The 23,256-nt window shown below is 44.7% G+C and carries 22 protein-coding genes; 15 read left to right on the top strand and 7 right to left on the bottom strand.

Features of this window, described 5'->3' with window-relative positions; all coding sequences use genetic code 11:
- The first annotated feature begins 65 nt into the window (after positions 1-65).
- The gene (locus tag DC094_RS18805) at positions 66-1,811 is read left to right on the top strand and encodes a sensor domain-containing diguanylate cyclase (RefSeq protein WP_116688675.1); all 1,746 of its coding nucleotides are present in this window, start codon (positions 66-68) and stop codon (positions 1,809-1,811) included.
- Here DC094_RS18805 and dapE read toward each other — a convergent pair.
- The 5 genes from dapE to dapD form a co-directional block, all read right to left on the bottom strand.
- Positions 1,808-2,959 (bottom strand): succinyl-diaminopimelate desuccinylase, encoded by a 1,152-nt coding sequence (gene dapE / locus DC094_RS18800; RefSeq protein WP_206605702.1) that lies wholly within the window; start codon positions 2,957-2,959, stop codon positions 1,808-1,810. The genes DC094_RS18805 and dapE overlap by 4 nt on opposite strands.
- Positions 2,949-3,299, bottom strand: a complete 351-nt coding sequence (locus DC094_RS18795; protein WP_116688674.1) for a Spx/MgsR family RNA polymerase-binding regulatory protein — start codon at positions 3,297-3,299, stop codon at positions 2,949-2,951. The genes dapE and DC094_RS18795 overlap by 11 nt, the downstream gene beginning before the upstream one ends.
- A gap of 23 nt (positions 3,300-3,322) precedes the next feature.
- Positions 3,323-4,231 (bottom strand): NgoMIV family type II restriction endonuclease, encoded by a 909-nt coding sequence (locus tag DC094_RS18790; protein ID WP_116688673.1) that lies wholly within the window; start codon positions 4,229-4,231, stop codon positions 3,323-3,325.
- Positions 4,232-4,235: 4 nt separating this feature from the next.
- Positions 4,236-5,246 (bottom strand): DNA cytosine methyltransferase, encoded by a 1,011-nt coding sequence (locus tag DC094_RS18785; RefSeq protein WP_178030932.1) that lies wholly within the window; start codon positions 5,244-5,246, stop codon positions 4,236-4,238.
- 76 nt (positions 5,247-5,322) lie between these two features.
- Entirely contained in the window at positions 5,323-6,348 is a 1,026-nt protein-coding gene (gene dapD / locus DC094_RS18780; RefSeq protein WP_206605705.1) for a 2,3,4,5-tetrahydropyridine-2,6-dicarboxylate N-succinyltransferase, read from the bottom strand.
- A 415-nt stretch (positions 6,349-6,763) separates the two neighbouring features.
- Here dapD and DC094_RS22200 point away from each other — a divergent pair, with 415 nt between their 5' ends.
- Complete coding sequence (locus DC094_RS22200) at positions 6,764-6,928, top strand: hypothetical protein (protein WP_158527391.1); 165 nt, start codon at positions 6,764-6,766, stop codon at positions 6,926-6,928.
- Between the two features lie 76 nt (positions 6,929-7,004).
- Here DC094_RS22200 and glnD read toward each other — a convergent pair whose 3' ends face one another.
- Together glnD and map are read right to left on the bottom strand one after the other, a co-directional pair.
- Positions 7,005-9,725, bottom strand: a complete 2,721-nt coding sequence (gene glnD, locus DC094_RS18775) for a [protein-PII] uridylyltransferase (protein ID WP_116688670.1) — start codon at positions 9,723-9,725, stop codon at positions 7,005-7,007.
- Between the two features lie 7 nt (positions 9,726-9,732).
- The gene (map, locus tag DC094_RS18770) at positions 9,733-10,533 is read right to left on the bottom strand and encodes a type I methionyl aminopeptidase (protein WP_116688669.1); all 801 of its coding nucleotides are present in this window, start codon (positions 10,531-10,533) and stop codon (positions 9,733-9,735) included.
- A 201-nt stretch (positions 10,534-10,734) separates the two neighbouring features.
- On the opposite strand from map, the gene rpsB reads away from it, so the two are divergent.
- From rpsB to lpxA, 13 genes are all read left to right on the top strand, one after another.
- Complete coding sequence (gene rpsB, locus DC094_RS18765; RefSeq protein WP_116688668.1) at positions 10,735-11,478, top strand: 30S ribosomal protein S2; 744 nt, start codon at positions 10,735-10,737, stop codon at positions 11,476-11,478.
- A gap of 90 nt (positions 11,479-11,568) precedes the next feature.
- Complete coding sequence (tsf, locus tag DC094_RS18760; RefSeq protein WP_116688667.1) at positions 11,569-12,444, top strand: translation elongation factor Ts; 876 nt, start codon at positions 11,569-11,571, stop codon at positions 12,442-12,444.
- A 2-nt stretch (positions 12,445-12,446) separates the two neighbouring features.
- Complete coding sequence (pyrH, locus tag DC094_RS18755) at positions 12,447-13,187, top strand: UMP kinase (protein ID WP_116688666.1); 741 nt, start codon at positions 12,447-12,449, stop codon at positions 13,185-13,187.
- Complete coding sequence (gene frr / locus DC094_RS18750; protein ID WP_116688665.1) at positions 13,184-13,741, top strand: ribosome recycling factor; 558 nt, start codon at positions 13,184-13,186, stop codon at positions 13,739-13,741. Before pyrH ends, frr begins: the two co-directional genes overlap by 4 nt.
- Before the next feature lie 52 nt (positions 13,742-13,793).
- Positions 13,794-14,549, top strand: coding sequence for a polyprenyl diphosphate synthase (uppS, locus tag DC094_RS18745; RefSeq protein ID WP_116688664.1), 756 nt, complete (start codon positions 13,794-13,796; stop codon positions 14,547-14,549).
- A complete protein-coding gene (locus DC094_RS18740) occupies positions 14,542-15,363 on the top strand; it encodes a phosphatidate cytidylyltransferase (RefSeq protein ID WP_116688663.1) in 822 nt (273 codons plus the stop codon). Before uppS ends, DC094_RS18740 begins: the two co-directional genes overlap by 8 nt.
- 2 nt (positions 15,364-15,365) lie before the next feature.
- A complete protein-coding gene (gene ispC, locus DC094_RS18735) occupies positions 15,366-16,550 on the top strand; it encodes a 1-deoxy-D-xylulose-5-phosphate reductoisomerase (protein ID WP_116688662.1) in 1,185 nt (394 codons plus the stop codon).
- Positions 16,538-17,884: an RIP metalloprotease RseP gene (rseP, locus tag DC094_RS18730; RefSeq protein ID WP_116688661.1), complete on the top strand. Its 1,347-nt coding sequence runs from the start codon at positions 16,538-16,540 to the stop codon at positions 17,882-17,884. Before ispC ends, rseP begins: the two co-directional genes overlap by 13 nt.
- 43 nt (positions 17,885-17,927) lie before the next feature.
- The gene (gene bamA, locus DC094_RS18725) at positions 17,928-20,369 is read left to right on the top strand and encodes an outer membrane protein assembly factor BamA (protein WP_116688660.1); all 2,442 of its coding nucleotides are present in this window, start codon (positions 17,928-17,930) and stop codon (positions 20,367-20,369) included.
- A gap of 15 nt (positions 20,370-20,384) precedes the next feature.
- Entirely contained in the window at positions 20,385-20,948 is a 564-nt protein-coding gene (locus DC094_RS18720) for an OmpH/Skp family outer membrane protein (protein ID WP_116688659.1), read from the top strand.
- A complete protein-coding gene (lpxD, locus tag DC094_RS18715; protein ID WP_116688658.1) occupies positions 20,948-21,976 on the top strand; it encodes a UDP-3-O-(3-hydroxymyristoyl)glucosamine N-acyltransferase in 1,029 nt (342 codons plus the stop codon). The genes DC094_RS18720 and lpxD overlap by 1 nt, the downstream gene beginning before the upstream one ends.
- Before the next feature lie 5 nt (positions 21,977-21,981).
- Entirely contained in the window at positions 21,982-22,431 is a 450-nt protein-coding gene (fabZ, locus tag DC094_RS18710; protein ID WP_116688657.1) for a 3-hydroxyacyl-ACP dehydratase FabZ, read from the top strand.
- Positions 22,428-23,201, top strand: coding sequence for an acyl-ACP--UDP-N-acetylglucosamine O-acyltransferase (gene lpxA, locus DC094_RS18705; protein WP_116688656.1), 774 nt, complete (start codon positions 22,428-22,430; stop codon positions 23,199-23,201). Before fabZ ends, lpxA begins: the two co-directional genes overlap by 4 nt.
- Positions 23,202-23,256 lie beyond the last annotated feature (55 nt).

The raw sequence follows: 23,256 nt of genomic DNA, 5'->3' as shown, positions 1-23,256 counted from the left end.
TGCTTAATTAGGCATACAATCAATTTAAGCGAGTTATAGAAAATAATGATGACAGATCATTCAATATGACGACAAGAAAAAAATATCCAATCATAAATGCTAAAAATGTTGGTTCTCGTGAACAAGCATCAGCAGACATCGCCTGTAATTTCCAATCCAACACTCCTGTTGTATCGTCAAGCAACCCTCTTGCTGAAATACTGCTGGGTAGCGCTGGGCAGATAAATTTGTGTCGGCAATTGCTTGAAGATTTTACCCATCAAAAGCATCAAGGTGATGCTAGGAATTCAAATGTCGATTTTCATGCCACGTGTGAAGTGGAATGTGAAGGTTATCAATTAAATCTAAAATGTCACTATCAAAACGTAGATGACATCTATTTCATTTGGTTTAATATTGAGAAAAACCAACTGTTTTCCGAACACAATGGTTGGTTTAAAAAGGTTTCTGTCACCGATTTAGCTAAATACTCCGCCATGCTGCTAACGTTGTTAAAACAAGTTGCCGGTTGTGATTCGATTCTTTTCGATTATGTTTCCGGTTTAGTGGTTGAATCTTCTGATTTGAATAATGACAATTGCTCATTGCCAGGGTTATCAATTGTTAATCTAAAATCAGGCGCAGATATCCAACATGATTATCAACAATTGCTGGCACTAGCAACTCAAGTGATTAAAGATAAGCCCTGCCTGCTACTGCAAAAAATAGAATCTCGTTACTTGTTGGTAAGTTGGTTAAAAGATAGTGCAAAACAGTTGCCTGAAATTGCAGTGGCAGCAATTCAACAACAGTTGGCTTTGATTGTTAGCCAAACATTGCTTTCAATTGATATCTCTCATGTGGCTAAATCTGAAAAATCGCTCAATGTAGTTACGAGCCCAGAAATCTATAAAGAGACTTTTACTAAAGCGCAGTCCGCTTTGTTGCTAATGGATCAGAATGGACGGCTGCTTGAAGTGAATTCTGCTGCCGCAGCGGTTTTTCAACATTCGATTAATCAAATGGTTGGTAGTTTTTTTCAAAGTTACGTGAAGTTGTCTGATTGGCAGCGAGGCTTGAAAAGCTTTTATCAGTTGTTGGCGGGTAAACGTGAACGGCTTATAGCACGAAAAAGACTGGTTGGGCCTCAGGGTGAATTAATCTGGTGTGATTTAAAGCTATCAACTGTTATGTCAAAAGGGATTATTCTTGTTGAGATAAATGATATTTCACGAATATTGGCCCAGCAAGAACAGTTGCACTCAAGAAATATTCAATTAGCTCAAGATAACCAGCTATTGCAAGTACGCTCAGAAACCGATGAGTTAACTGGCCTACATAATCGTCGAGCGCTAGTAATGCGTTTAGCACAAGATCTTGAACGAACTATTCGTAATCAGCATTTTGTCTCAGTTGTCATGTTAGATGTCGATCATTTTAAAAGTTATAACGATCAATTTGGACATTTAGCGGGGGATCAAGTTTTAAAAATCATTGGTGAAATTTTAAGAGGCTGTGTCAGAACTATTGATATGGCAGCACGCTATGGCGGTGAAGAATTTACGCTAGTTTTACCTGAAACAGATATTGAAGGTGCGATGAGTCTAGCGGAGCGTTGCCGGGCTTCTATTGAGGCTTTTATTTGGCCGATGCGTGATATTACAGTGAGCTTGGGTGTGGTTTCTTGTCAGCCTAAAGAAAATGAAGTGGTGAGTAGTGCTAAATTATTATCGGTTGCAGATAAGGCGCTATATCAAGCCAAGCACAGTGGTAGGAATAAAATTGTGCAAGGGAGTTGGGATTCCCCTGCACAGGTCAATCAAGCGAGCTAATCTTTTGCTAGTAACTCTTTTAATGTCTCGAAATAAATTTGATCGAGTAATATAAGGTCATCGCAAGAGACGCATTCATTCAGTTTATGGATAGTTTTATTACAAGGCCCTAATTCAACAACTTGAGCACCTGTCGGTGCAATAAATCGCCCATCTGAAGTACCGCCAGAAGTCGATAGTTCGGTATCCAATCCAGTAACCAGTTTGATCGCCGATACGGCAGCGTTTACTAAGCCACCTCGATTAGTAATGAAAGGTTGGCCAGATAAGGTCCAGATAATTTCATAATCCAACTGGTGTTGTTGAAATAAAGTTTCAACTCGCTGTTTTAATTGCTCGGCTGTGACTTCAGTAGAAAAACGAAAGTTAAATAACAGCTCCAGTGTTCCAGGAATCACATTGGTAGCACCGGTGCCGCCATTGATATTCGAAATCTGAAAACTAGTCGCCGGGAAAAATTCATTTCCCTGATCCCATTCAGTTTTAGCTAATTCATCAAGTGCCTGCATTGCTGCATGGATAGGGTTTTTTGCCAGTTGCGGATAAGCAACATGCCCTTGAATCCCATTAATGATTAGCTTGGCATTTAGTGAACCGCGGCGACCATTTTTAACTGTATCGCCGACTTTTTCTGATGCGGAAGGTTCGCCGACAATGCACCAATCGATTTTTTCGTTGCGCTTTTCCAGCCACTCAATAACTTTAACAGTACCGTGAGTCGCGATGCCTTCTTCATCACTGGTGATTAAAAAAGCAATGGAACCTGAATGGTCAGGATGTGCAGCAACAAATTTTTCACAGGCGGTAACGATGGCAGCTAATGAGCCTTTCATATCTGCAGTGCCGCGACCATGCAGCATGCCATTTTCGATAACGCCTTCGAATGGAGGGTGTTGCCATTTGCTGGTGTCGCCGGTTGGCACGACATCAGTATGCCCTGCAAAAGCTAATAATGGTTTTTCAGTGCCGCGGCGGGCCCAAAAATTTTCCACTTCGCCAAATTTCAAACGGTGAATGGTAAAGCCGATTTTTTCTAAACGCTCAATCATCAATTCTTGGCAACCAGCATCTTCTGGAGTAATGCTTACTCGATGAATTAATTGCTGTGCCAAATCGATAGTTGGGTGCAGTGCTGAATTATTGTGCATTGAATATTTGCTCATACTGCTGGCTGTTAAATCCAAAATACACCTGTCCTTGATATTCCAGAACCGGGCGTTTGATCAAGCTGGAGAATTCGCTAGCCAGTGCAGCTGCTGATTTAGGCGTTTCCGCCAGCGCTTTTTGTTGATCATCAAGCTGACGCCAAGTGGTGCTACGCCGGTTAAGTACCGTCGTAGCAGGATGTTGTGCTAACCAACTTTGAATTAATTCTGCGCTGGGGGCTTCGGCCTTAAAATCACAAAATTGATAATCAAGCAGTTGGGTATCCATCCATTTTCTGGCTTTACGAACGGTATCGCAGTTTTTGATTCCGTAAAGTTTCATCTTTCTCTTTTCTCTCTGAGTTTTTATATTGCTAAATCAAGAGGTAGGTCGCTAATGTCTTTTATGCGTTTACCGACAACCATTTGTTCGAGTTGTTCAAGAGGTTCGCTTGCATCGAGCTCTTTTAATGCTTCAAGTAGTTCGTATAAAGCAATGTGATATACGCAGTCTAAGTCACCGGTACCAAGAGCAAGGGAAGCAATTCTGCTGACGGTTGGTTCTGCGGTTAATGATATTATATGGGGTGATCTTCCTTTGCGGGCTCTCATAAGATTAAGTGCTTCAGTTCTTGTGTTTTGAGCTCTATCTGAACGCATGGTGAATTTACAAGAGATACTTGCGTGGAGAATCAGGTTAGGTGCTTCAAGGGTTTTATGGTTTTTTATTCTTAGCGCAGATTGCTTGCAAGAGTGGTCATCAACAATAAGGGTGTTGCTATTTAGCATGTCGTCAGTTTCAGGTGATCTTGAGATGACGATATCAGGAGCGACGGTATAGCCATCACCTAAGAAATTTCTTAACTCTGCATGTTTATCTGCGAGCAATCCAAGTTCAGATAAATGAGTGTATTGCTCATATTGTCCAAGAACAGATTGGCGGCGGCTATTTATTTTTTCGACCTGCCAATTGCCTGGTCTGAGATTGCCAAGTTGGAGGAAAGTCTTTTGTAAGTATTCAGTGCAAGCTTGCTCAAATTCATTGCCCAATGTCTGCCCTTTTTTCTTTTGGCTTCGTGTAGTAACTGTTATGCCAAGGTTTTGAGCAATCTTGTCGGTGAGTAAATTTGCAGTCAGTACGCTGTGCTTCTGTCCTGAATCTGCATTACTGCATATTTTTTCTGCGCCATATTTTGAAAATGCGCTAAAAGTGAGTATTTCATTTTTAATTAATAACCTATGAAAATTATCTCTCTGCTTGGTCAGAAGGCTCATTCTCTTACTTCCTGTTTGAGGATGCTTGCAAGGCTTTGAAAATTTGTTTGCCAATAGCTTCGGCGACAGGTGGAGGGAAGGCATTGCCTACTTGGCGATAGGAATGTGTTTTTGAACCGTAAAAAGACCAATAGTCGGGGAAACCTTGAATGCGTGCTGCCATGCGGATGTTCAATAAAGGCATCTTTTCACAGCCAGGCTGTATTGTGCCATCGCGTTTTAGCGCACCTTGGAAGCCGGGTTCTGGAATTTCGTCGTCATTGGCTAATCGGTGTGCGTTGACGCCTAATGCTTGCCATTGACGCTTGGCTCTAGTTGGCCCTAAGTCTGGGCCGCCGTGCTTTTTAGATCCTCCAACCAAGGTGGGTGCGATATTGTTAGCTTTGGCTTTCCAGTCTTTTGCGCTTTCCCAGCCTTTTTGAGCAATTAGGTCGTAAAGAGCCTCTCCGACAGTGATTTTTGGGTTTGCTTGAGTAGGCCAGTGAAAGTGTTTGAATACAGATGGCTTCATGGCGACCAATATCACTCTAGGGCGCAGTTGCGGAACACTAAAATTGCTAGCTTGATGCAGTTTCCATTCGCTCTGATAGCCCATTTCAGAAAGCTGATTAGAGATTATCTCTCTATACCAAGAAAATTTTTCTTCAAGCAAGCCGGGGACATTTTCTAGCATTACAGCGCGGGGTTTGATTTTTCGAATAATTTCCAGAGCTGTGGGAAATAAATCTCTCTCATCTTCATGGCCAAGTTGTTGTCCTGCTTTGCTAAATGGTGGGCATGGGACGCCGCCAGCAACTAAATCAATATTTTTCCCAAGGTTGATAGTGTTCTTGGCAAAATCTTTTAAGTCACCCTCGATTATATTTTCCCAGCCAAGATTGAGTGTTTGGTTGTTTAGGCGAAGTGTTTCACAAGCGTGGTGATCGATTTCAATTAATGCAGCATGCTTAAACCCGGCCAAATGGAGGCCTAATGCTTGGCCTCCTGCTCCTGCACACATCTCAATAGCGATCATTGGTATTTAAATCTCCGAAATATCTAAAATTAAATTGGCTAAAGGGGCCGTTTATGCCCCCGAGTAGCGGGTTTAGTTAGTTATGTGCATGTAATTCGTGGTTAAGCTCAACCGCGTTTTTATTGGCTTTGGCTTCTAATGCACCGCTCAAACTGTTGCGACGGAATAGCAAATCATTCAAGCCGGAAAGCGCACGGGCTTTAACAACTTCGACCAATTGTCCCTTGTCATCTAGCAGGTTGACCTTGGCACCGGCAGTCAGATATAGGCCAGATTCAATAGTGCAGCGGTCGCCCAGTGGAATGCCCAAACCAGCATTGGCACCAATCAGACTTTCTGTGCCGACGGTGATCACTTCTTTACCGCCACCAGACAAGGTGCCCATGGTTGAGCAGCCGCCGCCAAGGTCAGAACCTTTAGCAACGGTAACACCAGCAGAAATACGACCTTCGATCATGCTGGTGCCTTCGGTGCCGGCATTAAAGTTAACAAAACCTTCGTGCATGATGGTGGTGCCTTCGCCCAAGTAAGCACCGAGGCGAACCCGTTGTGCATCGCCAATACGAATCCCAGACGGCACCACGTAATCGGCCATTGATGGAAATTTATCGACTGACTTCACTTCAAGTACTCGACCTTCCAAGCGTGCTTGTAGTTGGCGATCGGCCAGCTCGCGAGCGTCGACTGCACCTTCGCTGGTCCAAGCGGTGTTGATCAGCAAACCGAACATGCCATCAAGTTTGGTGTGGTGGGGCTTAACCAGCCTGTGAGATAGCAAATGCAGCTTTAAATAAACTTCAACAGCCGATGCCGGTGCCGAATCTTCTACTAGTGCGCAGATAATCGCTGGCTGTACGCTGTCTGCCATTCGAGCGGCAATCTTAGCAAGTTCAGCTTGATCATTTTGTTGTAGCTGCTGGCTTAGTTGCTTTAGCTGCTCACTAGATAATTCTACGCTGGTGTTTTCAGTGATCTCGCCAATCACAGAAGTTACAGATTTGATCACCGACGCTTCTGGGTTTAGTAGTGGTGCTGCAAAGAAAACTTCCAGCCACTCATTTGCCTGATTCTTGGTTCCGATTCCCCAGCCAAGACTAAACATCTTCATCAAATCTACTCCTTAAATCTTACCGTTATGGTTATAACTATTGGCACATCGGTCGCGGTAAAGTGCTAAGCCAAACAGCTTGGCAAGTTGCGTTGATCAATGTGCTGGAATTCAAGTTTTTGCTTTGGTCTCTGGCTTAAGTCTGAAATAGCTAGTGAATAGCCATAACAAAAACAAGTTTGAGTTATTGGTTTTATCAGTGCCCTGCAGGCTGATCGACAGTATATGGCAGTGAAAAGTTTTTTCACCCATCGATTTTGAAATGATAGCCAAATACAGTTGCCGATAAATTGTTATCAAATATATCTTTTGTTGGTTTTATTGGTGCGGGTCAATGTTTTTTGGTCGGCTTGGCAGATAATCGCTGCCAGTTAGGTTGTTGTTTGTAATAGTAATCCCGGAGATAGAAATGAGTTCTAACGATAGTGCTTCTGAAAGCTGCAATGAAGTGCTTGAAAATGTATATGCGACCCAGCAGCCGGTCGAAAATATTAGTCATGATCAACAAGCGTTGATCGAATTGGTCGCTTGTGCCCAGCAAAGTAATGAGAGTTATATTGCCGGTTATAACTAGTCATTTGCAGAATTAAGTAAAAAAGGGCTGTCATAGTGACGGCCCTTTTTTATTGTGTTCGTGCATTGCCTGACGGCTAAATATCAATTCCTTGGCTGCAGGCTTGCTGTACTAAATCTGAATCATTATCTGAAGCGTCGTCCTGTGGGTCTAGTTGCTGGATGATCTGCTCTCTTAATAATGAGAGTTTTTCACTATCTTCGATTGGGTTTCCGTCCATATCAGATATGAAAAATACATCCTCGATTTTTTCGCCATAGGTTGCAATGTGGGCGCTATGGATAATTGCGTTATTTTCCAGCAGGGTTCTTGCCACCTTTGCCAATAAGCCGGGATGGTCTAGGCCATAAAGCTCCATCACCGTCATGGTGTTATGGGAGTCAGGTGAAAAGGACACTCGGGTGGGTTTCTCGAAATGTTTCAGTTTTCTGGTTTTGAAGCTTTGCGACGGCAAAGAAGGGGCTGAATCTGCGCTGAGTGCTGCCAGTAATCGGCTGTGGATTTTTTCAGAAATGTATTCTGAAGAGATTGGCTGATTGTCTCGATCGAGAACGGTATAAGTATCCAGTCGACGATTATCAGCCGATAGCTGAATTCGAGCACTAACAATATTCAGACCCAGTTTTTCTAGGGTGGAAGTAACGCGAGCAAAAATATGGCTGCGATTATCTAAGTAAGTAAATATCTCGGTGCCGGCAAAATCTTCCCGCTGGCTTACTAAAATCAAAGGCTGTTTGGTTTGCTTGTGGTTAATAATGGCCCGGGTGTGGCGGGCAATGGCTCGAGGATCTTGGTGAATAAAATAGACCTCGCCCAGTGAGCTCCACAATTCATGGGTGCGCATTGGGCTGGCGTTATGGCCGGTCAGAATCATCCAAGATTTCTCTTGGGTTTCTTTGATTAGCTGACTCTTATTTTGTGGATTGCTCAAGCCTCGGCGTAATGCCAAGCGAGTTGAGGTATATAAATCCTGCAATAAATGTTGACGCCAGCTATTCCATAATTTGGCGTTGGTTGCTCGAATATCAGCAACGGTTAATACATATAAATAATCTAGGTGAACTTGGTCGCCGACTATTAGTGCAAAGTCGTGAATAACATCGGGATCAGAAATATCTTGTCGCTGTGCAGTGGTCGACATTAATAAATGGCTTTGTACTAACCATGCGACCAGTCGAGAGTCGTAACTGCCTAAGCCGTGGCGTTGGCAAAATGCTCTAGCGTCAACTGCGCCGAGTTGGGAATGGTCGCCGCCGCGCCCTTTACCGATATCGTGGAATAATCCCGCTAGGTAAATTAGCTCAGGCTTGGCGAGGTTTTGCATAATATGACAGCAAAGTGGGAATTCTTTACCTAGCCAGAATCGACGTAAATTCTCAATCAGAATCAGTGTATGTTCATCAACGGTGTAGCTGTGAAAAAGGTCATATTGCATTTGTCCTTCAATTTGACCAAATTCGGGAATATATGCGCCGAGCACGCCGTAACGTTTCATTAAAACCAGTTGCCGATAAACACCGTGTGGTAGGCGCAATAGCTCCATAAAAAAGCTACGATTTTGAATGTTAACCCTAAACTGCTGATCAATAAGATGGCGGTTTTGTCGAATCAATCGAATGGTAGTGGCTTGCACGCCTTCGATTTCATCCTGCTGTGCCATTAGTAAAAATATTTCGATCAGGGCGAAGGGGGATTTTTTAAAAACATTTTCATCAGTGACTTCGATGCGCTGGTTGCGAATTTGAAAGCGCTGATTAATTTCAGTGACGGTGCGGCAGTTTTCATCACACAATAAATCTTCTTCAAATAACTGCAGTAACATGTCGTTTAATTCGGATAATTCAGTCACAGTGCGAAAATATTCTTTCATCATGTGTTCTACGCCGAGTCTTTCTGGCGTGTCTTCATAGCCGAGCATTTGCGCTAGGTTTTTTTGATGATCAAAAATCAACCGGTCTTCTTTTCGGTTGGCTAACAAATGCAAACCAAAGCGCAGTTGCCAAAGGAAATGCTGGCCTTTGCTGAGCGCGTTATATTCTTCATCGGTTAAGAAACCTTCGCGCACTAATCCGCGAAATGAATCGGTATCAAAACGTCGTTTTGCTACCCAACCAATGGTTTGAATATCTCTTAATCCACCAGGGCTGGCTTTTAAATTTGGCTCAAGATTGTAGCCGGTGTCACCAAATTTATGGTGTCGCTGTTTTTGCTCTTCGAGCTTGGCGGTAAAAAACTCAGCGGGCGGCCAAACTTGAGCTAAATCTAATTGATATTTTAACTGGCTGAATAAATCATCTAGATCACAAAGTTGGCGCGCTTCAACCAAGTTGGTGAAGACCGTGACATCTTTTTCAGCCACGCTAACGCATTCTTTAATAGTGCGAACGGCATGGCCGATTTCCAGCCCGAGATCCCACAAAATATATAAAAACTGTTCGATCTCTTTGCACTGTTCTTTGCTTGGCGCTTGCTGCATTAACACCAGCAGGTCGATGTCAGAATGGGGGTGCAGTTCGCCACGACCATAACCACCAACACTGATCAAACTAATCGGTTTATTGCCAGTCTTGCTTTGTTTTTTCCAAGCGCAAAGAATGATCTGGTCTAGCAAGCGAGCTCGTTGTCGAACTAACTCTTCAACCGGTTGGTGCTTTGCAAAACCTTCTTCGAGTAATCGATTGGTTTCTTTTAGCGCGAATTGCAGTTGGCCGGTGAGCTCAGACCCTCCGCTGCCCAGTTGCTCTAGATAACTTGATAAGTATTCAGGCGATTGGAATGGTGCGGAGGGTATGCTCATGGGAAGTTTATTCTCCGGTGGCTGCTTCTAAGGCGTCTTGTTGTTTTTCTTCATTGCGGAGAGTGAGCACTTCAAAACCAGTCTCGGTCACCAGAATAGTATGCTCGAATTGCGCGGATAATTTTTTATCTTTAGTGGTTACCGTCCAGCCGTCTTTTTCTGACAATTTTACATGTCGCTTACCGGCATTAATCATCGGCTCAATGGTAAAAATCATGCCGGGTTTTAATTCAGGGCCGGTGTTGGCTTTGCCGTAATGCAGCACCTGAGGCTCTTCGTGGAATTCTGCGCCAATACCATGACCGCAATACTCTTGAACTACTGAGTAGTGATGTTGGTGGGCGTGCTTTTGGATTGCTGCGCCGATGTCGCCTAGCCGTGCACCAGGTTTCACTAGGTTGATGCCGATCCAAAGACATTCATGAGTGACCTTGGTCAAGCGCCTGGCTAATATTGTTGGTTCGCCGACGAAAAACATCTTGCTGGTGTCGCCGTGATAACCATCTTTGATCACGGTAACGTCAACATTGATAACATCGCCATTTTTCAAGCGTTTATTGTTTGGAATGCCGTGGCAGACCACATGGTTGACCGAAGTGCAGATGCTTTTCGGAAAACCGTGATAGTTCAAGGGTGCCGGGATGGCGTCCTGAACTTCGATGGTGTGCTTGTGCAAGATATCATTGAGTTCGTCGGTGGTTACACCCGGCACAATATAAGGTTCGATCAGTTCAAGTTGCTCTGCCGCTAGTTTGCCGGCGACACGCATCTTCTCGATTTCTTCTGCAGTTTTAATCTTTATGGTCATAAATTAGAGTCTTCAGCTAGGGCTGGAAAAGTCCGGGTTTGTCGATTTCAGGCGGTTATGGTATAAAGCGCGCCGCTGAGAAGCAATCTTGTTGCTTCTTAATATCCTTGTAGCGATTCGACACATCAGCCACGGGTGCCCGTCAGGGTCGGCTTTTGGGACTTGCTACATAATTTAACCCCAAACTTTTTGGAGATTTACATGGCTAATGTATCCATGCGCGACATGCTCGCAGCTGGTGTTCACTTCGGACACCAAACTCGTTACTGGTGCCCAAAGATGGCTCCTTACATCTTTGGTGAGCGCAACAAGATCCATATCATCAACCTTGAGAAGACTCTGCCTCTTTACAATGACGCAGTAAACTTCCTGAGCAAGATGGCTGCTCGTAAAGGCAAGATCTTGTTCGTTGGTACCAAGCGTTCAGCGGGTCGTGTGATTAAGGAAGAAGCATCGCGTTGTGGCATGCCTTACGTTAACCACCGCTGGTTGGGCGGTATGCTGACTAACTATAAAACAGTTCGTCAGTCTATCAAGCGTCTGAAAGATCTGGAAGCAATGGCTGCTGACGGAACGATGGATCGCCTGAACAAAAAAGAAGCTCTGGATACTCGTCGCCTGACTGAAAAGTTAGATCGTAGCCTGGGTGGCATCAAGGATATGGGCGGTCTTCCTGACGCACTGTTCGTAGTTGACGTTGACCACGAAAAGATTGCTATCGCAGAAGCTAAGAAGCTGGGTATTCCAGTTGTAGCGGTTGTTGATACCAACTCTAACCCTGCTGACGTTGATTACATCATTCCTGGCAACGATGACGCGATCCGCGCTATCAAGCTGTATGTTGCAGGTCTGGCCGATGCACTGATCGACGCACGTGCTGTCGATACTGTTGCTGCTGAAAAAGAAGGCTTCGTAGAAGTTTCTGAAGAAGCTGCTGCAGAGTAATTTCGGTTAGTTCGGTCTGTGCAAAAAGGGGGCTTAGCCCCCTTTTTGTCGATATCTGGTTTCGGTTTTAATTTTTTTGAGGAAGACACAATGGCTATCGGTCCAAAGCTGGTTAAAGAGCTTCGTGAGCGTACTGGTGCAGGCATGATGGACTGCAAAAAAGCTTTGCAGGCTACTGACGGTGACATCGAACTGGCAATTGAAAACATGCGCAAGTCTGGTGCTGCTAAAGCAGCTAAAAAGGCTGGTCGTGTTGCAGCGGAAGGCGTGATCGTAGGTCGCGTTGAAGGCAGCAAGGGCATGTTGTTAGAAGTAAACAGTGAAACTGACTTCGTTGCTCGTGACGAAGGTTTCCTGGGCTTCGTAAACACGGTTGCTGATGCGGCTATGGCTGCTGGCGCTGATACTGCTGAGGCAATTTCTGCTCTGCAGATCGAAGGCGGTTCTGTAGAAGAAGTACGTGCAGCTCTGGTTGCTAAAATCGGTGAAAACATCGGTGTTCGTCGCGCGGTATTCTTGGACGCTGGCGAAGGTAACATTGCTAGCTACCTGCACGGTGCTCGCATTGGTGTTCTGGCGACTGTTAGTGGCGGTCGAGCTGACCTGCCTAAAGACGTTGCAATGCACGTTGCAGCTTCTAATCCTTCAGTAATCGACCCTTCAGAAGTTTCTTCTGAAGTTGTTGAGAAGGAAAAAGAGATCATCAAGGCCCAGCCTGATATGGAAGGCAAGCCTGAAAACATCGTTGAAAAAATGATGGTGGGTCGTATCAACAAGTTCCTGAATGAAATCAGCCTGACGGGCCAGCCTTTCGTTAAGGATCCTTCAATTACAGTTGGCAAATTGCTGAAAGCTGAAAGCGCTACTGTAACTGGCTTCCTGCGTTTGGAAGTTGGCGAAGGTATTGAGAAAGCTGAAGAAGATTTTGCTGCTGAAGTTGCAGCTCAGGTAGCTGGAGCTAAGTAATCATGACAAGACCTGCGCAAAGACCAAGTTGTAATCGCATCCTGCTCAAAATGAGCGGTGAGGCGTTGATGGGCAATGGTGAGTTTGGTATTTCACCAGAAGTTCTAGATCGCATGGCCGGTGAGATTCGTCAGGTTGTGAATCTTGGTGTGCAGGTCGGTCTGGTTGTTGGTGGTGGCAACCTGTTCCGGGGCGCAGCTTTGCAAAAAGCTGGCCTCGGTCGGGTTACTGGTGATCACATGGGTATGCTGGCCACGGTAATGAATGCCTTGGCAATGCGTGATGCCCTTGAGAGAGCTGGTTTGCGTGCGCTGGCAATGTCAGCAATTCCTATGAGTGGCGTAGTAGAACGCTACGATAGAATGCGGGCAATTCGCCATATGGAAAAAGGCCGTGTTGTGCTTTTCTCTGCAGGTACGGGCAATCCTTTCTTTACTACGGACACTGCTGCCACCTTGAGAGGCATTGAGATCGAAGCTGATCTGGTACTCAAGGCGACTAAAGTAGATGGTGTTTACAGTGATGATCCGGTAACAAATCCAGATGCGATCCGTTATGATGAGTTGTCATTTGATGAAGCCATCAGTAAAGAGTTGCGAGTGATGGATTTGACTGCTTTGGCGTTGTGTCGAGATCACAACATGCCTTTGTGTGTGTTCAACATGAACAAACAAGGCGCATTGCAGCGGGTAGTCGCTGGCGAAGCTGAAGGTACGTTTCTGGTTTCGGGAGACAGATCGTGATCGATGAAATTCTAGAAGACAGTCAACAGCGTATGGCCAAGTCGCTTGAAGCACTTGAACATAACCTGTCAAAAATGCGCACAGGTCGTGCACATCCAAGTTTGCTAGAAGGCATTATGGTGCCTTACTACGGTGTTGATACACCGTTGAAGCAAGTTGCCAATGTGAGTATTGGTGACGCAAGAACATTGACCATTCAAGTTTGGGAAAAGACGTTAGTTTCTGCCGTTGAAAAGGCAATTATGACGTCTAACCTAGGTTTGAATCCTTGCTCTGCTGGTGAAATAATTCGCGTTCCATTGCCTGTTCTGACTGAAGAGCGTCGCCGTGAAATGGTGAAGCTGGTTCGTCACGAAGGTGAGAACAGTAAAGTATCGGTGCGTAATGCGCGTCGTGATGCTAATAGCGATTTTAAAGAACTAGTAAAAGAGAAAGAAGCCAGCGAAGACGATGAACGCAGAGCGCAGGAATCAGTGCAAAAACTGACTGATCGCTATGTAGCTGAAATCGATAAGCGTCTTGATGCAAAAGAAGCTGAGCTGATGGAAGTCTGATATTCAGATTTCGCGATGCATATAATGGCCTCTGGATGGAGGCCATTCTTTTATGGAGGCAGGGGTCTTGAGTGATCCGGGGCAAACCGGTCCGCGGCATGTAGCCATTGTCATGGATGGAAATGGTCGGTGGGCCAAACAGCGTAAACGACCAAGAGTTTTTGGCCATCGCAAAGGTGCTAAATCAGTTCGTGCCGCAATTCGAGGTGCGATGCTGGCAGGTGTTGAAGTGTTAACACTGTTTGCCTTTAGCAGTGAAAACTGGAAACGCCCTTTACGTGAAGTTAATTATCTAATGGGTTTGTTTTTCAATGTATTGGAAAGCGAACTTGCAGAGCTGTGCGAGCGAGATATTCGGCTGAGAATTATTGGCGATACCTCTGTATTTGATGTGCCGCTTCAACAGCGAATTGAAAAGGCAATTGCTAGTACTGCACATTGCCAAACGCTAGAACTCGTTATTGCAGCCAATTATGGCGGGCAATGGGATATCGCCCAGGCGGCTCAGAAGTTAGCCAGATCAGTCCAAGCTGGTGATATTCAACCTGAACAAATCACTCCTGAAGCACTTTCCAAGCATATTCAAATGGCTGATCTGCCGTTGCCCGATTTATTGATTCGTACTGGGGGAGAACAACGAATCAGTAATTTCCTGTTATGGCAGCTTGCCTACAGTGAATTCTATTTTACCCCTGTTTTGTGGCCGGATTTTGATGAGCAGAGCTTTGCTGATGCTGTAGCAGAATATCAATCCCGCCAGCGCCGTTTTGGCATGACCTCCGCACAGGTAGAAAAAAATAATGCTTAAGCAAAGATTTATTACTGCAGTGGTTTTAGCGGTCCCTGTTTTGACCGCAATTTTTGCCGCTTCACCGGCAGTTCTTGGAATGATTTTATCGCTATTTTGCGTGCCAGCAGCATGGGAATGGGCTAATTTGGCCGGGATGGGTAAAGTACAAAAGCTTGGCTATGGTGGATTGGTCGGTGGTGCGATTGTCGCTATGGCGATTTTTGCTCCAGCACCAGAGACTTGGTTTGATCAGGACTGGGTGCTCGTTTTAATGTCAGTAGCATCGATTTGTTGGGTATGGGCCGTGGCAAAGGTCTTAACCTTTGATGGCGAAAATGGACCGGATCGGGCGATTATTGCAGCAGCAGGTGTGTTATTAATTCCAGCTACTTGGTTGTCGGTGGTCTTGCTAAAAGCAATGATGCCAAATGGTGGCTTGATTCTGATTTTGATGTTTTTGGTTTGGGGTGCTGATGTTGGAGCCTACTTCACCGGAAAACGTTTTGGAAAAACCAAATTGGCGCCGAAGGTTAGTCCGGGAAAAACTTGGGAAGGCATGGCGGGCGGATTAGTCGCAGCACTGGCTCTTGGTACTATTTTAGCTTTGGCTTTTGGCTTGCCATTGACCGGTTGGTTGATCGGCCTAATGTTGCTAACGATTATTATTTCTGTGCCGGGCGACTTGTTTGAAAGTGTACTTAAACGCAGTGCCGGCATAAAAGACAGCAGTAACCTATTGCCGGGTCATGGCGGTGTGTTGGATAGAATTGATAGTTTGATGGCGGCAGGCCCAATCTTTGCCCTAGGTATTTTGTTGATGGAGCGATTATAAAAATGCGGCAGATAGCGATTCTGGGAGCTACTGGCTCTATCGGATGTAGTACGCTGGATGTTCTTGCCCGTTACCCAGATGTATACCGGGTAGCTGCTTTGACCGGTCACTCTAATCTGGAACGTTTGTTAGAGCAGTGCCGTAAATTCCGTCCTGATTATGTGGTGGTAACCGGTGATCATAATCTACAAAATTTTACTGATCAGCTAAGAAAATGCCGCTTACCTTGTGAATTGTTGCACGGTGCTGAAGGGCTAGATTATGTGGCGGCATTGCCACAAGTGGATACCGTTGTTGCAGCGATTGTTGGAGCTGCAGGTTTGAGCTCATCGCTAGAGGCCGTGCGTGCCGGTAAGCGGGTGTTGTTAGCGAATAAAGAATCACTGGTGATGTCTGGTGAATTATTTATGGCTGAAGCGCGTGAAAATGGCGCGTTGTTGTTGCCAGTTGATAGCGAACATAATGCGATCTTCCAGTGCTTGCCAGGTGATGGTAAGTGTGGTGTTCGTCCCGAAGGTGTTCGACGTTTATTATTGACCGCTTCCGGCGGACCATTTTTAAATACGCCATTGGATCAATTGGAAAGTGTCACGCCAGATCAGGCTTGCGCTCATCCTAATTGGTCAATGGGGCGAAAAATCTCTGTAGATTCTGCCACTATGATGAACAAAGGGTTGGAGCTGATTGAAGCCTGCCATTTGTTCTCTATGCCACCACAAGAAATCGATATTGTGATTCATCCGCAAAGTGTTATTCACTCGATGGTTGAATATTTTGACGGCTCAGTATTATCGCAAATGGGTAATCCAGATATGCGAACTCCGATTGCTCATGCTCTGTCATGGCCAAACCGAGTAGAGTCGGGTGTTGATTGGTTGGATTTGGTCAAAACGGGCAGCTTGGAATTTCATGCGCCAGATCTTGATCGTTTCCCTGCCTTAAGAATTGCAGCCGATGCTGCTGCTGCTGGCGGTGCTATGCCAGTTGCATTGAATGCGGCTAATGAAATTGCTGTAGAAGCGTTTTTACAGCAAAAAATAGGCTTTTTGGATATTGCACGTGTGGCTGATAAGGTATTGGCAAAAACTGAGCAGTGGACTCCAAGTTCGCTGGATCAGGTTTTATCAGTAGACCAACAAAGCCGTATTTATGCTAACGAGATTGCGGAACAGCTATGCAAACACTAATCGCCTTTTTATTGGCGTTAGGAATACTGGTAACCATCCATGAGTACGGCCATTTCTGGGTTGCTAGAAAAAATGGCATTAAAGTGCTGCGGTTTTCTATTGGTTTTGGTAAACCACTACTGCGCTGGAATGGTAAAGACGGTGTCGAGTATGTGATAGCCATGCTGCCTTTGGGTGGTTATGTGCAAATGCTGGGTGAAGATGACGAAGAAGTGGCTGAAAAAGATCGTCATTTAGCCTATGCGTCTAAATCAGTCGCCGCCAGAATGTCGGTGGTACTGGCAGGGCCAATTGCCAATTTGATTTTAGCTGTAGTACTTTACTGGATCGTTTTTTTGCCGTCACAGCAAGTGCTAAAGCCGGTGCTGGGTAAAGTAGCTGAATCGTCATTAATTGAAACGGCCGGTTTACAGGAAGGTGATCAACTACTTAAAGTCAGCGGTGATGAGGTGGTGGGCTGGTCTGATATCCAGTTGCAGCTGCTCAAGCATCTTGGCGATGATAAGCCAGTTGAAGTTCTGATTCAGAAATCTAATTCCAATGTCACTGAATTGCGTCGTCTTGATTTATCTGATTGGAAATTAGATGAATCGAACCCGAATATTTTAGGTGATTTGGGTATTTCACCCAGCTTGCCGAAGTTAATGCCAATTGTTGGATTGCTTTCCGACGACGGTGCAGCAAAATCTGCCGGTATTGTAGTAAATGATCAAATCGTTTCACTTAATGGAGAATCGATTGAAAGTTGGCAAGATCTGGTAGTTGAAGTACGTGGTAGGCCAGATCAGAAAGTCCAGATTGAAGTGATCAGAAATCAGCAAGTACAACCGATTTTTCTGACGCTGGGCTCGATGGAAGAAAATGGTAAAAAATATGGATTGTTGGGTGCAGGTGTTGCTAGGCAAGAGGCTGATGCTTCTTACTATCGCACCATAGATTATTCGCCAATTGAGGCTTTGGAAAAAGGCGTAGAGCGCACTTGGTATATGGCCAAGCTTACGCTGGGTATGATTGGAAAAATGCTGACGGGTCATGTTTCACCTAAGACGGTGAGTGGGCCATTAAGTATTGCTCAAGGGGCAGGGCAAGCGGCAGGCTTCGGCTTTTTTGCTTATGTAGGCTTTCTGGCTTACATCAGTTTGTCGTTAGGGGTATTAAATTTACTCCCTGTTCCAGTATTGGATGGTGGACATGCAGTACTTTTGGGGTTGGAATGGCTAAGAGGCAAGCCTTTATCACAAGGATCAGAGCTTTTATTTAGGCAGATAGGTTTGTTTCTGATTCTGGGCTTGACGGCTTTGGCAATTTACAACGATATTATGCGGCTGATTTGAGCCATACAGCGGCTTTTCGCTTACTTAACCCGGCATTGTTTTGATGGGAAAATTTACTCGACGATTATTGCTTTCCGGCCTGACCGGATTGTTTGCATCTACAGCTCAAGCGTTTAGTCCTTTTGTTGTTAGCGATGTTCAAGTACGTGGACTGGATCGAATTCCTGAAGGCGTGGTTTTCAAGGATTTGGCCATTGGCAAAGGGGATAAAGTCGATCAGCAGCGATTGGCTGAAGCGATTCGCTCAGTGTTCAAACGCGGCACATTTCAGGATGTGACGGTTGCACGCGATGGTGATGTTTTGATCATTACCGTAGAAGAACGACCAACCATTGGTCTGATTACCATTGATGGCAACGAAGATATTTCTGATGAAGATCTGAAAAAAGGTCTTTCTGAAAGTGGTCTTGGTAAAGGTGAGGTATTAAATCGTTCCTTGCTCGATAAGGTGACTCAGGAACTGGAACGCCAATATTTTGCCCAAGGTAAATATGGTGTAAAAGTTGAAGTAGTAACCGAAACCTTGCCGCAAAATCGTGTTGCGATCACCCTTAAAGTCAATGAAGGCCAGGTAGCTAAAATCCGTCAGGTAAAACTGATCGGTAATACCCAGTTCACTGACGAAGAATTACAGACAGAATTTTTGCAAGGTGCTGGCAATTTATGGTCTTTCTTTAGTAAAAATAACCAGTATTCCAAGCAAAAGTTTGCTGCCGATTTAGAGACGGTTCGTTCATTTTATCAAAACCGTGGTTTTGCTAATTTTAAAATCCTCTCTACCCAGGTTTCAATCACCACTGACCGCAAAGATGTTTATCTGACGGTTAACTTAGAAGAAGGCGATCAATATACGATTGGCGAAGTGAAAATTGCTGGTGAAACTCGGGTTGAAAAATCTAGGTTAACTTCTCGATTGTTCGTTGCATCGGGGGCGCTTTATGCGCGGCAAAATATTTCAGCTAGTCGTGACGGTATTGTTCGCATTTTAGGTAATGACGGTTATGCATTCGCCAATGTCAATGTGATTCCCGAAGTAAATGAAACGACCAAGCAAGTTGATCTGGTGTTTTTTGTTGATGCTGGAAAACGCGCTTATGTTCGTCGAATTAATTTCTTGGGTAATGTAAAAACCCAAGATGAAGTGCTGCGTCGGGAAATGCGTTTAGTTGAAGGCGGCTGGCTTTCCAATGCATCTGTTCAGCGTTCAAAAGTACGTTTAGAGCGCTTGGGCTTTTTCTCAGCTGTTGGTGTTGAAACTGTTCCTGTACCAGGTACCGATGACCAAGTAGATCTGAATTTCTCGGTGACAGAGCAGCCGTCTGGCAGTGTTAATGTCAGCTTAGGTGGTTCGTCACAGGGATTGGTTTATCAGTTTGGTATTTCCCAGAATAACTTTTTGGGCACTGGTAATCAGGTTGGCATTACGCTGAATAAGTCGGATGCGACAACCAACTATTCATTGTCATTTTCTGATCCCTACTTCACTTTGGATGGGGTTAGCCGCAGTTTCAGTGTTTATTATCGCAAAACTGATGCATCTAAGTTATCGATTACTAGCTATACCACCGACTCGATTGGCGGTAGTTTAAGTTTCGGTATTCCTCTAGATGAAAATCGTCGTTTGCGGTTGGGTATTACTGCAGAACAAACCGATATCATTACCGGTAGTTCGCCGTCATCCCAAGTCAGGTCGTTTTTCGCTGATCACGGTCAGGACATCGCTATCGACCCAACCATCGGTTTTGAGACGTTATCCTTAACTGGAAGTTGGAGTTACGATACTCGAAATCGAGGCTTGTTCCCGGATGCGGGTAGCTATCATCGAATTAATGCCGAAGCAACTATTCCAGTTGGTGATCTTCAGTTTTATAAAACCAGTTACGAAAACCAGTATTACTTTCCGATTGCCAAGAACTGGAGCTTTTTGCTGCGGTCTTCTATTGCCTATGGCGATGGTTACGGACAAACAGATACCGGCGTAAACCAATCGTTACCTTTCTTTGAAAGTTATTTTGCTGGTGGTGGTTCAACGATTCGCGGTTTTGATGATAACTCTCTAGGGCCGAGAGATATTATTCGTACTCCTGCGACGGAAATTGGAACTCCGTTGCCTAGTAGTAACGATACCATTAGAATTGACAATAGTGCGGTAGGCGGTAATTTACGATTAGTGGCTGGGGCATCATTATATTTCCCTAACCCATTCTCGGAAGACAGCACATCAACACGTTTCTCTTTATTTGTTGATGCCGGTAGTGCCTATAACACCCATTTTGATTACAGCGATTATCAGGAATTGTCGGCAACAGAGCGGGCAAAAATTCCAGATTTCAGTGATATTGGCCGTTATCGTGCTAGCTCTGGCGTTTCATTTGATTGGTTGTCTCCTTTGGGGTTGTTGTCATTTAGCTATGCCTTCCCACTCAAAGAACAGCCAGAAGATGTGACCCGTAATTTCCAGTTTAATATTGGCTCCCAGTTTTAATTGAAGGATGATTTAATGAAAAAGTTTGTTCAACTGGTTTGTTCTTCGGCGCTTTTACTTGCTGCTTCTTCAGTTAATGCAGTTGAATTGGGTGTGATTAACTTCTCTCGTGTTTTGCAAGAGTCACAAATGGGTAAAGAATTAACCACTTTACTGCAAAGCAAAGAGCAAGAAGCCCAGCAAGCAGTGCAAAAAATGGAACAGGAAATTCGTAAGGTATTTTCTGAACGCGCACAAAAAGCCCAGCAAGAATTTGAGCTACAAAAAGATTTGCTTTCAGCTCAGCAGTTGGATTCAGAACAGCAAAAATTGGTGCAAGCGATTAATGCGATGCAGGCATCTGCTCAACGTGAGTTAGCTGGCCGTAGGAATCAACAGCTAAATACGCTGGGTGTTTTTAAAAATACCGAACAAGCTAAAGTGGGTGAGCAAGTTCGTGCATTATTAAAAAAATTAGCTAAAGAGAAAAAACTAGACCTGATTTTAAATGAAACAGGTGTAGCAGTTATTGCCGATGAATCACTAGATATTACAGATTTAGTTATTGAACGTTTAAATGCGTCAAAGGCAGCCAAGTAATGAAACTTTCTGATATTGCCCAGCAGCTTGAGGCAGAATTAGTGGGTGATGGCGAGCTGGAAATTACTGGGTTGTCGACTTTGGAAACAGCCACTGCTGGCCAGATGACATTTCTGGCTAATCGGAAATATGAGTCTCAGCTAGAGCAAACCAAAGCGTCGGTGGTCATTGTTCACCCCGATCAAGCAGAACAAGCCCCTTGCGCCGTATTGAAAATGCAAAACCCATATTTGGGTTTTGCTATGGCAACTCGCTTGTTTGATACCGCGCCAAAAGCCAATGGCCTAATTCACCCTTCGGCAGTAATTGCCGAAGATGCTGAAATAGGAAGCAATGTGACCATTGGCGCATTTACTGTGATCGACTCCGGTGCACGAATTGGCGATAACTGTATGATTGGTGCCCGCTGTTCTGTGGGTCAAAATTCAGTCCTAGGTGAGAGTTGTCGCTTATGGGATGGGGTTACCTTGTACCATGATGTCAAAGTTGGTCAGCGTGCGATATTGCATAGCGGATCAGTACTTGGCGCAGATGGTTTTGGTTTCGCTAATGAGCAGGGGCGCTGGGTCAAAATTCATCAATTAGGTGGTGTCACTTTAGGTGATGATGTTGAAGTAGGTGTTGCTACTGCAATTGACCGAGGTGCATTAACCGATACCATTATTGGTAACGGCGTCAAGATCGATAATCAGGTGCAAATTGCACATAATGTCCAAATAAAAGATCACTGTGCTTTAGCAGGTCAATCTGGTGTTGCAGGAAGTTCCACTTTAGGCAAACGTTGTACGATTGCTGGTGGTGGTGGCGTTTCTGGTCATCTTGAATTGACGGATGATGTTCATGTTATGGCAATGACCATGATAAGCCGTTCAGTGAATAAGCCAGGAATGTATGCATCTCCAACACCTATGCAGCCACACCGCGACTGGTTAAAAAATTCTGTTCGATTCCGACATTTAGATAAAATGGCTCGCCAAATTAGCGAGTTACAAAAATCTCTTGCCGAATTGAAAGATTCTGAGGAATAAAGTTCGTGTTAATTGATGTAAACCAGATTAAAGAAGTGCTGCCACATCGCTATCCATTTTTGTTGATCGATAGAATTATCTCTATTACTGAGAATAAAAAGCTGGTGGCGATCAAAAATGTGACGGTTAATGAGCCTTGCTTTCAGGGGCATTTTCCAGGATATCCTGTAATGCCTGGTGTGTTAATGATTGAGTCGATGGCTCAGGCATGTGCACTGCTTGGCTTTGAAATCTTGAAATCCAGAAATGAAGAAAAAGGTGCTAGTTATTTGCTGACCGGTGTTGATGGTGCGCGTTTCCGTCGTCAAGTAGTGCCAGGTGATCAGCTGCATCTTGAAGTTGAATATACCAAAGATAGACGCGGAATCTGGAAGTTTGACTGCCGGGCTACAGTTGATGGTGAGCTGGCAGTTAAGGCTGAAATTACCTGTGCAGAGACGGACATTGAGCTTTGATTCATCCTACGGCAATTATTGACCCTGATGCTCGGCTTGGCCGAGATGTAAGGGTTGGCCCCTACAGTGTTATTGGCGCCGGTGTTGAAATTGGCGACGGCACTGATATTGCTTCCCATGTAGTCATTGAAGGGCCGACTTCAATCGGGAAGCAAAACAAAATTTACCAGTTCGCCTCTTTAGGCGCAGATCCCCAGGATAAAAAATATGCTGGGGAGCCTACGCGACTGGAAATTGGTGATCGAAATACTATTCGTGAATTTGTTACGTTTAATCGTGGCACGGTTCAAGATGGTGGTGTCACCAAAATTGGTAATGACAATTGGATTATGGCGTATGTGCATTTAGCCCATGACGTTTCGATTGCTAATCATTGTATTCTGGCGAATAACGCATCACTGGCAGGACATGCCAGTATGGATGATTACGCAATTTTAGGTGGCTTCACTTTAGTGCATCAGTTCTGTCGAATTGGCGCCCATGCATTCACTGCATTTTCCACCCGGGTTCATAAAGACATTCCTCCATATGTAATGGCACATGGTGAAGAAGGTTCGGCGCGTGGTCTGAACTTTGAAGGTCTTAAGCGGCGTGGTTTTTCTAAAGAAGCAGTTTCTGCTTTAAAGAAATGCTACATGTCGCTGTATGGCCGTAAAAAATTGCCGTTGGATGAAGCGTTACAATTTATGCAGCCGTTTGCCGATGAATTTTCCGAAGTTCAGTACTTCGCCGAATTCATCAAAGGTACCGAGCGTGGCATAACCCGCTAAAAAAATTTCACGCCTTCCTTCTTGGAAGGCGTTTGCTTTTCCCGCTTCACGACTC

The sequence above is a fragment of the Pelagibaculum spongiae genome, from assembly GCF_003097315.1.
GTDB classification, from domain to species: Bacteria; Pseudomonadota; Gammaproteobacteria; order Enterobacterales; family Pelagibaculaceae; genus Pelagibaculum; species Pelagibaculum spongiae.
The sequence above is the reverse complement of the archived record's forward strand: the minus strand, read 5'-3'. Positions and strand labels throughout refer to the sequence as shown.

What these genes read in the sequence shown, in the direction of transcription:
- DC094_RS18805 (WP_116688675.1), top strand. Translation starts at nt 66, where the DNA reads ATGACGACAAGAAAAAAATATCCAATCATAAATGCTAAAAATGTTGGT.
- dapE (WP_206605702.1), bottom strand. Translation starts at nt 2,959, where the DNA reads ATGCACAATAATTCAGCACTGCACCCAACTATCGATTTGGCACAGCAA.
- DC094_RS18795 (WP_116688674.1), bottom strand. Translation starts at nt 3,299, where the DNA reads ATGAAACTTTACGGAATCAAAAACTGCGATACCGTTCGTAAAGCCAGA.
- DC094_RS18790 (WP_116688673.1), bottom strand. Translation starts at nt 4,231, where the DNA reads ATGAGCCTTCTGACCAAGCAGAGAGATAATTTTCATAGGTTATTAATT.
- DC094_RS18785 (WP_178030932.1), bottom strand. Translation starts at nt 5,246, where the DNA reads ATGATCGCTATTGAGATGTGTGCAGGAGCAGGAGGCCAAGCATTAGGC.
- dapD (WP_206605705.1), bottom strand. Translation starts at nt 6,348, where the DNA reads ATGTTTAGTCTTGGCTGGGGAATCGGAACCAAGAATCAGGCAAATGAG.
- DC094_RS22200 (WP_158527391.1), top strand. Translation starts at nt 6,764, where the DNA reads ATGAGTTCTAACGATAGTGCTTCTGAAAGCTGCAATGAAGTGCTTGAA.
- glnD (WP_116688670.1), bottom strand. Translation starts at nt 9,725, where the DNA reads ATGAGCATACCCTCCGCACCATTCCAATCGCCTGAATACTTATCAAGT.
- map (WP_116688669.1), bottom strand. Translation starts at nt 10,533, where the DNA reads ATGACCATAAAGATTAAAACTGCAGAAGAAATCGAGAAGATGCGTGTC.
- rpsB (WP_116688668.1), top strand. Translation starts at nt 10,735, where the DNA reads ATGGCTAATGTATCCATGCGCGACATGCTCGCAGCTGGTGTTCACTTC.
- tsf (WP_116688667.1), top strand. Translation starts at nt 11,569, where the DNA reads ATGGCTATCGGTCCAAAGCTGGTTAAAGAGCTTCGTGAGCGTACTGGT.
- pyrH (WP_116688666.1), top strand. Translation starts at nt 12,447, where the DNA reads ATGACAAGACCTGCGCAAAGACCAAGTTGTAATCGCATCCTGCTCAAA.
- uppS (WP_116688664.1), top strand. Translation starts at nt 13,794, where the DNA reads ATGGAGGCAGGGGTCTTGAGTGATCCGGGGCAAACCGGTCCGCGGCAT.
- DC094_RS18740 (WP_116688663.1), top strand. Translation starts at nt 14,542, where the DNA reads ATGCTTAAGCAAAGATTTATTACTGCAGTGGTTTTAGCGGTCCCTGTT.
- ispC (WP_116688662.1), top strand. Translation starts at nt 15,366, where the DNA reads ATGCGGCAGATAGCGATTCTGGGAGCTACTGGCTCTATCGGATGTAGT.
- rseP (WP_116688661.1), top strand. Translation starts at nt 16,538, where the DNA reads ATGCAAACACTAATCGCCTTTTTATTGGCGTTAGGAATACTGGTAACC.
- bamA (WP_116688660.1), top strand. Translation starts at nt 17,928, where the DNA reads ATGGGAAAATTTACTCGACGATTATTGCTTTCCGGCCTGACCGGATTG.
- DC094_RS18720 (WP_116688659.1), top strand. Translation starts at nt 20,385, where the DNA reads ATGAAAAAGTTTGTTCAACTGGTTTGTTCTTCGGCGCTTTTACTTGCT.
- lpxD (WP_116688658.1), top strand. Translation starts at nt 20,948, where the DNA reads ATGAAACTTTCTGATATTGCCCAGCAGCTTGAGGCAGAATTAGTGGGT.